At 66.5% G+C, this 12997-nt stretch carries 13 protein-coding genes; 10 read left to right on the top strand and 3 right to left on the bottom strand.

Annotated features, from left to right (window positions below; translation table 11 throughout):
- Positions 1-204 precede the first annotated feature (204 nt).
- The 9 genes from ACQ260_RS13135 to ACQ260_RS13095 all read left to right on the top strand — a co-directional run bounded on the left by ACQ260_RS13135 (position 205) and on the right by ACQ260_RS13095 (position 9518).
- On the top strand, positions 205-1392 hold the full coding sequence (locus tag ACQ260_RS13135; protein WP_432559903.1) for a flavin reductase family protein: 1188 nt from the start codon (positions 205-207) through the stop codon (positions 1390-1392).
- A 41-nt stretch (positions 1393-1433) separates the two neighbouring features.
- Positions 1434-2300: an alpha/beta fold hydrolase gene (locus ACQ260_RS13130; protein WP_432559902.1), complete on the top strand. Its 867-nt coding sequence runs from the start codon at positions 1434-1436 to the stop codon at positions 2298-2300.
- 30 nt (positions 2301-2330) lie between these two features.
- Positions 2331-3281: a VOC family protein gene (locus tag ACQ260_RS13125; RefSeq protein WP_432559901.1), complete on the top strand. Its 951-nt coding sequence runs from the start codon at positions 2331-2333 to the stop codon at positions 3279-3281.
- A gap of 45 nt (positions 3282-3326) precedes the next feature.
- Positions 3327-4565, top strand: a complete 1239-nt coding sequence (locus tag ACQ260_RS13120) for an acyl-CoA dehydrogenase family protein (RefSeq protein WP_432559900.1) — start codon at positions 3327-3329, stop codon at positions 4563-4565.
- A 160-nt stretch (positions 4566-4725) separates the two neighbouring features.
- Positions 4726-6102, top strand: a complete 1377-nt coding sequence (locus ACQ260_RS13115) for an MFS transporter (protein WP_432559899.1) — start codon at positions 4726-4728, stop codon at positions 6100-6102.
- Between the two features lie 90 nt (positions 6103-6192).
- Positions 6193-7173 carry an ABC transporter substrate-binding protein gene (locus ACQ260_RS13110; protein WP_432559898.1) on the top strand — a complete coding sequence of 327 codons (981 nt, stop codon included), beginning with the start codon at positions 6193-6195 and terminating at the stop codon, positions 7171-7173.
- Positions 7166-7960, top strand: a complete 795-nt coding sequence (locus tag ACQ260_RS13105) for an ABC transporter permease (protein WP_432559897.1) — start codon at positions 7166-7168, stop codon at positions 7958-7960. The genes ACQ260_RS13110 and ACQ260_RS13105 overlap by 8 nt, the downstream gene beginning before the upstream one ends.
- On the top strand, positions 7957-8733 hold the full coding sequence (locus ACQ260_RS13100) for an ABC transporter permease (RefSeq protein ID WP_432559896.1): 777 nt from the start codon (positions 7957-7959) through the stop codon (positions 8731-8733). Before ACQ260_RS13105 ends, ACQ260_RS13100 begins: the two co-directional genes overlap by 4 nt.
- Positions 8730-9518: an ABC transporter ATP-binding protein gene (locus tag ACQ260_RS13095; RefSeq protein WP_432559895.1), complete on the top strand. Its 789-nt coding sequence runs from the start codon at positions 8730-8732 to the stop codon at positions 9516-9518. The genes ACQ260_RS13100 and ACQ260_RS13095 overlap by 4 nt, the downstream gene beginning before the upstream one ends.
- On the opposite strand, the gene ACQ260_RS13090 is transcribed toward ACQ260_RS13095, so the two are convergent.
- Positions 9502-10236 (bottom strand): aspartate/glutamate racemase family protein, encoded by a 735-nt coding sequence (locus ACQ260_RS13090; RefSeq protein WP_432559944.1) that lies wholly within the window; start codon positions 10234-10236, stop codon positions 9502-9504. The two genes, ACQ260_RS13095 and ACQ260_RS13090, sit on opposite strands and share 17 nt — an antisense overlap.
- Positions 10237-10241: 5 nt before the next feature.
- Positions 10242-11144 (bottom strand): hypothetical protein, encoded by a 903-nt coding sequence (locus ACQ260_RS13085; RefSeq protein WP_432559894.1) that lies wholly within the window; start codon positions 11142-11144, stop codon positions 10242-10244.
- Between the two features lie 394 nt (positions 11145-11538).
- On the opposite strand from ACQ260_RS13085, the gene ACQ260_RS13080 reads away from it, so the two are divergent.
- Positions 11539-12453 (top strand): alpha/beta hydrolase, encoded by a 915-nt coding sequence (locus tag ACQ260_RS13080; protein WP_432559893.1) that lies wholly within the window; start codon positions 11539-11541, stop codon positions 12451-12453.
- Here ACQ260_RS13080 and ACQ260_RS13075 read toward each other — a convergent pair.
- Positions 12418-12954, bottom strand: a complete 537-nt coding sequence (locus ACQ260_RS13075) for an SRPBCC domain-containing protein (protein WP_432559892.1) — start codon at positions 12952-12954, stop codon at positions 12418-12420. The genes ACQ260_RS13080 and ACQ260_RS13075 overlap by 36 nt on opposite strands.
- Positions 12955-12997 lie beyond the last annotated feature (43 nt).

Below are 12997 nucleotides of genomic sequence, written 5' to 3'. Positions count from 1 at the left end.
GAGCCTCCATCGCCGTTGATGTGCACTCCTGGTGCGGCGTCCACGTGCACGCCGGGTGCAACGGAGTGTAGCCAGAGCCCGCCCAACCAGGAAGTTTGGCGAAGTTCCACACCTTGGAACCGAAGCCTGTTCCAGACGTTTCCGCTGCTGTTCCATTGATGTCAGAAGGAAACGAAATGACACTCCAGAACCGAAGGCCGAAACATGACAACCACCGCAGAACTGATCGAGATTGATCCGAAGAAGTTCCGAGAAGTGCTCGGGCATTATCCGACCGGCGTCGCCGTTATCACCGCGATTGCCGAGGATGAAGAACCCCTCGCCATGGTTGTCGGAACCTTTACTTCCGTCTCTCTCGATCCGCCGCTGGTTGCCTTTCTCCCGACCAAGACGTCCTATACCTATCAGCGGATTCGCAACGCCAGTTCTTTCGCGGTGAACATTCTCGCTCAGGACCAGGAAAGCGTTTGCCGCCAGCTCGCCCAGTCCTCGGGGGACAAGTTCGCCGGTCTCGACTGGAGCCCCGCTCGCAGCGGTGCGCCCATCATCGACGGTGTCGTCGCCAGCCTCGACTGCGAGTTCCACGCCGAGGTCGAGGGCGGCGATCACTGGATCGTCCTCGGACGGGTCAGGGACCTGCAGGTGCATCGCCCCGTCGTCCCGTTGCTGTTCTTCCAGGGCGGCTATGGCGGCTTCACCCCCCGCTCCCTGATGGTGCCCTCGGATCGCGACCTCGCGGCCGGCGTGGCGATGGCGCACGAGGCCCGGGCCGAGATGGAGGTCCTTGCGGAAGGCCTCGGCGTCGAGGTCACCGCCTATGCCCGCATCGGCGACGACATCGCCGCCGTCGCGACAGTCGCAGGGGAGGGCCTGGACCCGCAGGCTGTGCTCGGCTCCCGCTTCCCGCTCATGCCGCCCATGGGCGAGCTGTTCGTGGCCTGGGACGACGCGGAGATCGACACCTGGCTCGGCCGAGCCCACGGGCTCACCGACGAGGTCAAGGACTTCTATCGCGACCGGCTGTCGCGAACCCGGGAGGCCGGCTGGGCCTTCACCCTCGCCAAGGCCGGGGACGGTTCCTCGGACCCGATCCTCGAAGCCTTCCGCCTCTACAACGACCCGTCGCGCACGCCGGCCCTGGAACGCCAGATCAACCAGACCCTGACCAGTGCCGCGGACCGCTATCGGCCGGTCGAACTGTCGGACGAGGAGAGCTTCGACATCGGCTCGATCGTCGCCCCCGTGCTCAACGACAAGGGCGCCGTCCAGCTCGTGCTGCGGCTCACCCAACTGCCCCAGGCGGTGAAGGGCAGCGAGGTCCAGTTCTGGGCCCACCACCTCATCCGCGCCGCGGAAGAAGCCTCCATCCGCTTCGTCGCCGCCAACTCCTGATCTATTCCGCTCGAATCCCAAATACTAGAAAGACGCAACGAATGACTGCTCTGCTGACCCCTGTCTCGCCCGCTGAACTGACCAAGGAAAATACTCACCGCGTCGTCAATACCGAGTCCGGCACCATCCATTATCACGAGGCCGGCACGGGCTATCCGCTCATCATGCTGCACGGCAGTGGGCCGGGCGCGACCGGCTGGAGCAACTTCGGTCCGAACATGTTGGAGCTTTCGAAGAAATATCGCGTGATCGCACCCGATATGCCCGGCTGGGGCGCGTCGGATCCGGTTTCCTTCGACGACCGGAATCACGTCAAGGCCGCCGTTGATTTCATGGATGCCCTCGGCATCGAGAAGGCCGCTTTCATGGGCAACTCGATGGGTGGCGCGACCGTGCTGCGCTTCGCGATGGCCCACCCGGACCGGATCAGCCACATCATCACCATGGGCTCCGGCGCCGGCGCCTCCGCCAACCCGATCTTCCAGCCGGCCGGCCCGTCCGAAGGCATCAAGGTGCTGCAGGGCGCTTATCGCGATCCCTCGGTCGAGGGCATGCGCAAGCTCGTCGACATCATGACCTTCGATCCGGCGTTCGCCACGGAGGAGCTCGTCCAGCAGCGGTCCGAGACCGCGCGGTCCCGACCGGACCACTTGGAGAACTTCATCAACGGCATCCCCAAGGGCCGGCTCCCCATGGATCTCTCCGGGCTCGCCCGCACCGAGATCCCGGCCCTGATCGTGCATGGCCGCGACGACCGCGTCGTCCACTACGAGCACGGACTCCGGCTGGCGACGCTGATCCCCAACTCGCGCCTGCTCCTCCTCAACCGCTGCGGCCACTGGGCCCAGGTCGAGCACCCCGCCGAGTTCAACCGCGCCGTCGACTCGTTCCTCGAGACCACCCGCTGATCACCGCACAGACCGACAAGGAGATTTCTCATGACAGCAGGTGCGCTCCTGGCGGTGCCGCAGCAGCTCCCCGAAGTGGCCCGCAAGAGCCTCCCCGAGGCAACCGTTCGCAGCCTTGGCTACATCCGCATCACCACGACCGACCTCGCGGCCTGGAAGGCGTACGCCGTTGACCTGATGGGTCTGCAGATCGCACGCGAGAGCGACAGCCTCCTCGAGCTCCGGATGGACGAGAAGGAATACCGCCTCGCGATCACCGCCGGCGAGACCGACGGAGTCAGCGCTCTCGGCTGGGAAGTCGCCGGCCCCGACGAACTCGATGCCCTCGCCGACCGCCTCACGATGGCCGGCTACGTCGTGACCCCCTTCACCAAGGACGAGCTCCGCGCCCGCCGGATCTCCGGTGGCGTGCGCTTCCCGGACCCGGACGGAGTGCTCGAGATCGAGCTCTTCTATGCCCTGCGAGAGTCCTTCACCGCCTTCGTGTCGCCCACCGGCGCCCGCTTCGTCACCGGTGACCTGGGACTGGGCCACGTGTTCCAGTTCGTCGAGGACTGGGAGGCCTACCGCCACCTCTACTTCGACCTCCTCGGCTTCCGCCTCAGCGACTTCGTCGACGGCGGCGCCAACCAGGACGTCGAGCTCACCTTCCTCCACTGCAATCCGCGTCACCACTCGTACGCCTTCGGCCACATCGACGGCGTCGCGCCCCGGATCGGGCACCTCATGTTCGAGGTCACCGGCTTGGACGTCGTGGGCCGCGCCTGGGACCAGGTGCTGCTCAAGAACGCGGCCCCGATCGTGCAGACGCTCGGCATGCACACCAACGACAAGATGATCAGCTTCTACGCCCAGTCACCCGGCGGCTTCGCCGTGGAATACGGCACCGGTGGCGTCGTCATCGACGACGACACCTGGACCCCGACGCGCTATCCCGGCGCCCACTACTGGGGCCACCAGCGCAATCGGCCCACCAACTGAAAAAACGTTCCGAATCCAACACCCCTCACACTTCAAGGACACATCATGTTTGCCACCGTTATCGATGAGAAGCCCCCCGTCACCACCGGCGAGGTCGCCGATCCTGCCAAGAGCTCCTCGACCGTTCTCGAGCGCATCGAGAGCCTCGTCGACTTCTATGCCGCCAATGGCGCCGAGAACGAGCGCCTCGGCCGCCTGACCGACGAGGTCGCCGACCGGGTCAAGTGGACCGGCGTCGCCCGCATGCTGCAGCCCAAGCGCTATGGCGGCATGGAAGCTCACCCGGTCGAGTTCATGGAGGCCGTGCTGGCCACCGGAACCGCCGATGCCGCGACCGGCTGGGTCGCCGGCGTGGTCGGTGTGCACCCCCACGAGCTCGCCCAGGCCGACGATCGCCTGCAGCAGGAGTTGTGGGCCGAGAACCCGGACACGTGGATCGCTTCGCCGTACGCCCCGATGGGCATCGCCACCCCGGTCGAGGGCGGCTATCGCTTCACCGGCCACTGGAAGTTCTCCTCCGGCACCGACCACTGCCAGTGGGTCATGATCGGCGGTTTCGTCGCCAACCCGGACGGCTCGCCGAACCGCGGCGACGTGCGCCACTTCTGCCTGCCGCGCAAGGACTACGAAATCGTGCAGGACTCTTGGGACGTGCTCGGTCTCCGCGGCACCGGCTCCAAGGACCTGATCGTCAACGACGTCTTCGTCCCCGACTATCGCGTCATCGGCCAGGAGGAAATCAACGCCGGCACCGCCGCCAAGGCGCTGGGCCTCGACAACCCGCTGTACGCCATCCCGCGCAGCGTCATGTTCTCGGGTGCTGTCGCGACCGCGACGTTGGCCATTGCCCAAGGCGCGCTCGCGTCCGCCATCGCCTTCGCGGCGCACCGCGTCGGCATGAGCGGCCAGAAGGCCGCGGGGGACCCCTATCAGCTCTCGACCATCGGTCACGCCGCTGCTGAGATCGAGTCCGCGGTCACCCAGATGAAGACCGATTTCTCCCGCGTTTATGACCTCGCGGCCACCGGCCAGGTCGTCGGTCTGGACGAGCGGCTGCGAGTCGCTCGGAACCAGGCCTCCTCGACCCACCGCGCGCTGGCTGCCGTCGACGATCTCTTCCTGCACGCGGGCGGTGGCTCGCTGCACCTGCACCAGCCGCTCCAGCGGTTCTGGCGCGACATGCACGCCGGGATGAACCACATCGTCAACGTGGCCGAGCCCAAGTACCGGGCCTGGAGCCTGGACCACTACGGGGTCGAAGGCCCCCTCGGCGTCAAGGTCTAATCCTCAGGCCAACACCGCCCAAAGCAGCATTCCCCAGCACCGTCCCTGCGGGCCGGCCCCCTCCGTTGCCGGCCCGCAGGCCCCGCCCTGCCCAGATCGTTCCTCTGCCACACCTCTTCCGCCGGACTGCTCCGGCAGCCATCTTCTAGGAGTCATCCCAATGTCCAACCCGAGCGCGCCCTCGTTGCCCCGATCCGGGGGCTGGAGAGTCTTCCTCCACTCCTTGCGGGCCCTGAAGCACCGTGACTATCGCATCTTCTGGACCGGTGCGGTCCTCACCAACACCGGCAAGTTTCTGGCCGCCCTGGCCGTGCCGATCGTCCTCTATGAAATGACCGGATCCGCCGTCATGGTGGGCCTCGTCACGACGTTCCAGTATCTCCCCGGCGTCATCATGGGCCCCGTCGGCGGCTCCCTGGCCGACAAGTTCAACCGCCGCAAGGTCATCATCTTCGCCCAGTTCGGCATGATGGCGTCCACGTTGTTGATGTGGCTGGCCTGGACCGTCTTCAACGTCCGTGAACCCTATGTGATCCTCTGCCTCGTCGGTCTGATCGCCATCTTCAACGGCATCACGATTCCGGGCTGGGCGTCCTTCATCAACGACCTGGTTCCCCGCAAGGACCTGATGTCCGGCGTCACGCTGAACTCGCTGCAGAACAACATCGCGAAGGCGATCGGCCCGGCGCTGGCCGGAGTGCTGCTCCTCGTGGTCGGCGCAGACTGGGCCTTCCTCGTCGCCGCCCTGTCCTACCTCTTCGTGATCGGCGCGCTGTTCGCCCTGAAGACCGTCCCGATCTCCCACTCGCAGCACGTCGACGGCCACGTGATCAAGCAGACGGTCGACGCCGCCCGCTATATCTTCTCCTCCAAGGGCATCTTCGTCGCCATCCTGCTGTCGGTCCTCGTCGGCCTCGCCGGCAACCCGATCTATGGCTTCACGGTCGTGCTCGGCGCCGATGTCTATGGCGTCAACGAAGGTGGCGTCGGTGCGCTGAACCTGGCCCTCGGCCTGGGCGCCATCCTGTCCGCCCCGATCGCTGCCGGCCTCAACGACAAGTTCAAGATGTCCTGGGTGATCGGCGGGGCCATGGTTGCCTACGGCGCCTGCCTCGTGGTCGTGGGTCTCACCGACAACTTCGTCGTCGGCCTGATCGCCCTGGCGCTGCTCGGCGCCGCCGCGCTTGCCGCGCTGTCGGCGATCAACACCGCAGTCCAGCTGATCGTCGCCTCCCACATGCGCGGCCGGATCCTGGGCCTGCGCCACGTGGTCTACACCCTCTCGTTCCCGATCGGTGGCCTGGCTCAGGGCTGGATCGCGGACCAGTACGGCGTGCAGACCGCCATCCTCGGCGCCGGCGTGACCATGATCGTGGTCGTCATCCTGCTCGCCATCGTCCGCGGCCAGGTCCGCATGGCGCGCCTGGACGATCCGCACGATGACCAGATCGAGCGCAAGCAGCAGGCCGCAGCGCTCGCCACGACGGCTCCGGCCGCCGAGTCCGGCGAGCAGTCCATCCGGACCCCCGTGTCCTGAACATCGAACGTGACTGACCGGCATCCCCACGGATGCCGGTCAGTCACGTGCGGTCTACCCTTCTCATCTGAGAGTCCTAGGAGAACGTCAATGAAGTCCGTCTCCCGTCGGGGCCTCCTTCGCGGTGGCGCAGCAGCGCTCGTCGCGTTGGGGCTCGTCGCCTGTGGTGACGACGGTGTCGCAGGCACCCGCGACAGCGTGCTGGAACGCAGCAAGGTCACCGTGGCGGTGTTCCCGTCCATGAACGCGGTCGCCGCGGCCGCCGCCGCGGAGGCGGGGATCTTCACGCGCCGTGGGCTCGATGTCGAGCTCGAGGTGCTCGGCACGCCCGGCCAGGCGATTCCGCAAGTCCTCGGTGGTCAGATCGACTTCGCACTGGTGGATCTGACCGCGCCCCTGATCGCCATGTCCAAGGGGGTGCCGATCCTCTATGTGGCCGGTGGGGTGGTCGGTCGTCCGCCGACAGGGGAGAGCCCGCTTGCCTTCGGGAACATCTGGGTGCGCCCCAACTCCCCGATCACGACGATCCGCGAGCTGGAAAACGCTACCTTCGCCATTCCCGAGATCAACAGCCAGATCTGGGTCACCATCCGGCGCGCGGTGGACGAGGCCGGGGGTGACTCCTCCAAGATTCGCTTCATGGAGGCGCCGAACACGGTCGCGGCCCTGAGAGCCGGCCAAGTGGACGCGATCACCACCTCCGAGCCGGTGGGCACGCTCAGCCTGGACGATCCCGACATGAGGTTTCTGTGCCACAACCCGAGCGAGGGCATGACGACAGCCTTCATCACCAGCCGTCGCTTCGCCCATCGCAATCCCGACACGGTGCTCGCTTTCCGGGCCGCCATGCTCGAGGCGAACCATCTCGCCAACACCGACGAGGCCCTTCGCGTCTCAGCCGCCGCCCAGATCATGGACCTGGAGCCGGAGCTCATTTCCCGCAGCGTGTTCCCGCAGTTCGCCGAGCGGCAGATCGAGGCCACGGACATCGTGGACGCAACGACCGCAATGGACCGATACGGCCTCCTGCCGGAGGGCGTACCCACTCCTGACGAGGCCCTCTTTGTCTGAGTCGAAACCACACCGCGCCCCCGCCGTGCGCCTCGCGGGTCGTCTGTCGGTCCTGGCCGCCGCCCTGCTGATCTGGACGGTCTTCGCACGTGGTCCGGGCCAGCCGGCCGACCTGCCCACTCCCTGGCAGGCGCTTCTCGCCCTGGTGGCCGAGATGGGGACGGCCGACTTCTGGCTGGCGGTCGGCCAGACGTTGCTCACCACCGCGATCGGGCTTGTCGCCAGCGCGGCGATCGGCATCCCGCTGGGCGTGCTGATCGGCTTCAGCCGCAAACTCGACCTGAGCACCCGGGTCATCGTCGACTTCGGCCGGTTCATCCCCTCCGTCGCCCTGCTTCCGCTGGTCCTCCTGCTGTTCGGTGCATCCCGCGCGATGCAGGTCACGCTGATCCTGCTGTCGGCGGTCTGGCCGCTGCTGATCCAGGCGACCTACGCCGTGCGGGAGTTGTCGCCGCAACTGCGCAACGTCAGTCGCGTCTTCCACCTCACGTTCGCCGACCGGCTGCGGTTCGTCTATCTGCCCGCGGCCATGCCCTTCCTGGCGACCGGCGTCCGGATCGCAGCCACCGTGTGCCTGCTGATGTCGGTCAGCGCGGAGTTCCTCGGCGGCGCGGAGGGCGTGGGCCGCAACCTCTATCTCGCGCTGCAGGTCAACGACGGCAGCAAGATCGTGGTGTACGCCCTGACCGCCGCCGGCATCGGCATCGCCGTTACCTATCTGTTCCTCTTCCTCCAGCGCCAGGTGCTCTTCTGGCATCCGTCGGTCCGTGGGGAGGTCGCGCGATGAGCTCGCTGCGACGCCTCGTCTGGGAGATCTGGCTCCCCGTGCTGCTGCTGGTGGTCTGGTTCTTCGCCTCCCTGGGCAGTGAATCGTTCTATTGGCCGCCGCTGGCCGAGATCCTCAGCGACTTCCGCAGACTCTGGGTCTTCGACCACCTCCTGACGGACGCGTTGCCGACGATCGTCCGGCTGACGATTGGCTTCGGCATCGCCTTCATCGTCGGGGTCGGGATCGGTCTGCTGCTCGGGACCAACCCCGCGCTCGAGACCGCCACGAGACCCGTGATCGAGTTCGTCCGGGCGACGCCGGGCATCGCGATGCTGCCCATCATCATGGTGGTGCTCGGCACGGGTGACGCCATGAAGGTCTTCACGATCGCCCTGGTCTCCTGCTGGCCGATCCTGCTCAACACCATCGATGGCGTCCGTGCGGTGGAGCCCGTGCTGGTGGACGTCGCCCGCAGCTATCAACTCACCAGAGTGAGCCGGATCCGCGACATCGTCCTCCCCTCCGCTGCCCCCCAGATCCTCGCAGGCGGACGGACTGCGCTCGGCGTCGCGGTGGTCGTGACGGTCGTGACGGAAATGGTGGGTGCGCCCGGAGGGATCGGCTATTTCATTCTTGATTCGCAAAGGAGCTTCGACATCAGTGAGATGTGGACCGGGGTGTTCGTGCTGGGCATCATCGGGTACGCCGTCAACAAAGGTTTCGAGCTCGCCGAGTCGCGTGTCCTGCGGTGGCACCGCGGCATGCTGCAACACCATGAGGGGCACAAGTGACCAACGATCGATCAACCCCGGCGCTCGAAGCGCGCGACCTCGGGCACTCCTATGGCGACCATGAGGTGCTGCGTGGCTTGAACTTCACGATCGCCCAGGGCGAGCTGATGTGCATCGTCGGGCCCTCCGGGGCCGGGAAAACCACGTTGCTCAACTGTCTGACGGGACTTCGCCGGCCCTCGGCAGGTGCCGTGCTCTTCGAGAACCAGCCGATCGTGGGCACCCCGCGCGGCATGGCCGTGGTGTTCCAGGACTACAGCCGGTCACTCATGCCCTGGTTGCGGGTGGAGGACAACGTCATGCTGCCGCTGCGCTCTGCCGGCATCCCCAAGGACCAACGGCGGCAGCAGGCCGCAGAGGCGCTCGCCGAGGTCGGCCTCTCCGACGCCGGCCGGAAATATCCATGGCAGTTGTCCGGCGGCATGCAACAACGGGTCGCGATCGCGAGGGCGTTGGCCTTCCGTCCGCGACTGGTGGTGATGGATGAGCCCTTCGCGTCTGTCGACGCACAGACGCGGGCCGACCTCGAGGACCTGACGCTTCGCGTGCGCGACCATTTGGGCATCACGTTCCTCGTGGTGACCCACGACATCGACGAAGCCGTTTATCTGTCCGACCGCGTGCTCGCGCTGGGCGGGAAACCCTCGACGATCAAGGCAATCGTCCGGACCGGCCTTCCCCGTGAGCGCGATCAACTGACCACCAAGCGGACGAAGCAATTCGCCGAGGTGCGCAGCGAGATCTATCAACTCATTCGCGGGGCGTCCGTCACGGAGCCTCGCTGACCTGTCCGAACGCCCGGTCGAGCGCAGCCTCGCAGTGGAGGGCCGTCGTTGGGAAAAGGGGCGCCGCCAGGTGTTCGGCCCGGATGCTGAGCTCGAGTTCCGTGCAACCCAGGACGATGCCTTCCGCGCCGCCGGCCAGCAGGCTCCGGGCCATCTCGAGCAACCGCTCGCGTGAGGCGTCGAGGACCAGGCCCTGGCAGAGCTCGTCGAAGATGATCTGCTGCAGCACGGCTCGATCGGTGCTGTCGGGAATCAGAGTTCGGACCCCGTGCGCGGCGAGGCGGTCTCGATAGAAGTCGAGTTCCATCGTGTATTTCGTGGCGAGCAATCCCACCTGCGACAACCCCGTCGCCCGCACGGCGTCGGCGAGGATGTCGGCCAGATGCAGCACCGGGATCGAGACCGCGTCGGCGACCTGATCGAACACTCGATGCATGGTGTTCGCTGCAATGAGCACGAAGTCCGCGCCGCCGGCCTCGAGTGCCCGGGCCTCCGCCGCGAGCGCCTCGCCGGCGGAGGCCCAGTCCCCGGCCCGCTGCATCTCCACGATCGGTGCGAAATCGACCGTGGCGAGCAACAACCGCGCCGAATGCAGACCGCCGAGCCGTTCACGGGCGCCGATGTTCAGCAGTCGGAAATATTGTGCGGTCGATTCCCAACTCATGCCGCCGATGATCCCGATGCGTTGGGAGCTGGGCCTGCTGGCACGTTCTTCCATTGCGTTCACGCCAGTCCCCGGCGAGGCGTCTCAGCCCCCGGATCCTGGTGTTGCCCGCCGAAGCGTGCGCGGACGTAGTCCTCGAAGCTCACATCGCCGTCCAACGGCTCGACGCAGGAGCTCAACAGCGCCAGCGCTGCGGTCTCCATGAGGGTGGTCCCCTTTTCGTCGTCGAGAATGACCGGATCGGGGGCGGCGACGATGCGCAATGAAAGTCCCTCCGCCAACGCCATCAGCATGTTCGTGAGCATCTCGAGGGTGATGCCCTCGCGCAGTTTGTATCCCTGCGCGGCGATCACCGCGCCGAAGACCTCCGACCACGACCTGTTCAGCGTTTCGTACGCCTCCACCAGCGGCTCGTGCAACTCCGGTTCATGAGCGGTCAGCAAGGTCGCGAGCAACTGGAACCGAAACGAGGCGTGCTTCGGCACGGAGCGGGCGTTGGCGAGCGCCAAAGCGCGCACCATGCTAATCGGGTCCCCGAGGGCCAGCACCTGTTCTTTGGTCGTGGCCGGAACCGCGGAGACCCACGCGTCCTCCAGAAGAGCCGTGCGCAACAGATCCATCAGATAATCCCGATGCGGATCCCACAAGTCCCGCAGGCCACCCACCGAGCCCCGCCGGGGCAGTTCCGGATGCGCCTCCTCGTTGACCTCGTCGACCACCTTCTTGCGGGACAGGAACGCCACCAACGGATGAATGACCGGATCGGTGGCCTCTTCGCCGTCCTCCGGAGGCATCAGCGCTTCGGCGAGCAGCCGCAGACCCGCTTGGAGATAGCTTCGGGTGGCGGGGTTCTGCGCGGCGCGCAGTCGCCCCTCCGCCGTCCAGCGGTTGATGTTCCGCAGCACCGAGCTCAATTGCACGTCGTCGAGGTCTGCGACGTCCGGGAGGTGCCAATTGACCATCAGGTCACCTTGTCTGCTCGAGCGGGGTTTGTCAGTGTGCTGGGCGGGCATTGCCCGACTCACGCGGTCAGATGCACGAACATTACCCTCGCGCCCAAGACCACACACCCATGTACCCATGGTCGAGTGCTGCCGGACGGGACCTCCCGGAGAGGAACTGGGGAATGTTCCGGGGCTCGGCTTGGATGGAGCGCATTGGCAAGTGCTTGGGGGAGTCTCGGGTCAGCTGGTTTTGCGACCGGGATTTGCTTGTCAAGGTCACAAGCCGCGCTCGCGGGGACGCCGGGGGGCATAGATCCCCGCGAGTGCGCGGTTCTGTTCCGACATTCCGCCCTTTCGTCAGCGGCACGCCACCCGGTCCACGCCCGCCGAGGGCAGCCTGAATACTGACGCCATGCGGATGAAACATGCGGCACGCGTCGCCGGCTGGGTGACCGCCGGTGCCGGCCTCGGGGTGGGTGCGTTGGCGGGATACACGGCGTGGACGCTGAACTCGGCCAGGCGCCCGTGGCCGCCCTATACCTTCACTCCGTTCGAGATCGGCCTCCCGACCGAGGACGTGACGTTCACTGCCGACGACGGCGTAGAGATCGCCGGCTGGTGGCTGGACGATCCGCAGGCCGACACGGTGGTCATCTGCTGTCACGGCCACCGCGGGAACAAGGCGGACATGCTCGGCATCGGTCCCGGCCTGCATCGCAAGGGCCACAGCGTCCTGCTCTTCGACTTCCGCGGCAACGGCGAGTCGGGCGACGGTCCGCAGTCGCTCGCGCATCACGAGCAGCGGGACCTGAGCGCCGCCCTCGACTATGTACGCCGCAGACGTCCCGACGCACGCATCGCCGTCGTCGCCTTCTCGATGGGCGCCTCCACGGCGATCCTCACCGCCGCCGCCGACCAACGGATCGAGGCGCTCGTGCTCGACTCGCCGTTCGCGACGATGAGCGACGTGATCGCCGCCAACTATCGGCGCTATCGGCTGCCGTCGGAACCCCTGTTGCCGGTCGCCGACCTCGTGAACCGGCTGCGTTATGGCTATCGGTTCGCACAGGTCCGGCCGCTGGAGATGATCGCCGCACTGGGACCGCGGCCGATCCTGCTGCTGCACGGCACCGCGGATCGTGTCATTCCCTATGAGCATGCGGTCCAATTGGCGGAGGCCGCCACCTCCGGCACGGTCGAGCTCGTCACGTTCGAGGGCGTCGACCACTGCGGTGGCTATTTCGCGGACCGGCCGGCGTACATCGATCGCGTCGCCGACTTTCTCGACCGCTCACTGGACGCTGGACGCGTCCTCCCGGGGGAGTGACTGCTGGATCGCGACATAGTGCCGCTCCAGCGCCGGATAGTAGTCGTCCCACAGGACATCGTCGGGATTCCGCCCGCGGAGATAGGTCGAGAGGCGGTCGAGATAGTACTCCCACCCGGGGCCGATGCTCGGCACCGATTCCGGGTCGGTGATGATGTGGTTGAGCGTGAAATGCGTGTCGCCCGTGGCCGATTTCTCGAGCTCGACGATGAGGTTCCACGAGCCGAAGTCGGTGTCGGACGTGACGTGGAGGACCCGCGGAGGTTCGCACCGCTTGAGGTCATAGCGCAAAGGAGTGGCGTTCTCCTCGCCCTCCGCGTTCATCGTGAACATCACGAACCCGTCCGCCGGGTCCCCGGTCCAGAAGCCGAACCAGTGGGCGCTGCGCTCCGGGTCGGTCACGGAGGCCCACACCTCGGTCATCGAGTCCTTGAACGTCCGGGTGAAAACCAGCGCGCTACCCTCGGGGCGAACGCGATGAAATCCAGTGGGAATGGGCATCGGTGCCTCCGGGTCACTACTTGTCTGTCCCCATCTTGTGCCA

Origin of the sequence: Ammonicoccus luteus (assembly GCF_050880385.1) — a bacterium.
Classification (GTDB): Bacteria; Actinomycetota; Actinomycetes; order Propionibacteriales; family Propionibacteriaceae; genus Enemella.
The sequence above is the reverse complement of the archived record's forward strand: the minus strand, read 5'-3'. Positions and strand labels throughout refer to the sequence as shown.

Coding starts and splice junctions, on each gene's coding strand:
- ACQ260_RS13135 (WP_432559903.1), top strand. CDS start 205: ATGACAACCACCGCAGAACTGATCGAGATTGATCCGAAGAAGTTCCGA.
- ACQ260_RS13120 (WP_432559900.1), top strand. CDS start 3,327: ATGTTTGCCACCGTTATCGATGAGAAGCCCCCCGTCACCACCGGCGAG.
- ACQ260_RS13115 (WP_432559899.1), top strand. CDS start 4,726: ATGTCCAACCCGAGCGCGCCCTCGTTGCCCCGATCCGGGGGCTGGAGA.
- ACQ260_RS13130 (WP_432559902.1), top strand. CDS start 1,434: ATGACTGCTCTGCTGACCCCTGTCTCGCCCGCTGAACTGACCAAGGAA.
- ACQ260_RS13110 (WP_432559898.1), top strand. CDS start 6,193: ATGAAGTCCGTCTCCCGTCGGGGCCTCCTTCGCGGTGGCGCAGCAGCG.
- ACQ260_RS13100 (WP_432559896.1), top strand. CDS start 7,957: ATGAGCTCGCTGCGACGCCTCGTCTGGGAGATCTGGCTCCCCGTGCTG.
- ACQ260_RS13080 (WP_432559893.1), top strand. CDS start 11,539: ATGCGGATGAAACATGCGGCACGCGTCGCCGGCTGGGTGACCGCCGGT.
- ACQ260_RS13075 (WP_432559892.1), bottom strand. CDS start 12,954: ATGCCCATTCCCACTGGATTTCATCGCGTTCGCCCCGAGGGTAGCGCG.
- ACQ260_RS13125 (WP_432559901.1), top strand. CDS start 2,331: ATGACAGCAGGTGCGCTCCTGGCGGTGCCGCAGCAGCTCCCCGAAGTG.
- ACQ260_RS13090 (WP_432559944.1), bottom strand. CDS start 10,236: ATGGAAGAACGTGCCAGCAGGCCCAGCTCCCAACGCATCGGGATCATC.
- ACQ260_RS13085 (WP_432559894.1), bottom strand. CDS start 11,144: ATGGTCAATTGGCACCTCCCGGACGTCGCAGACCTCGACGACGTGCAA.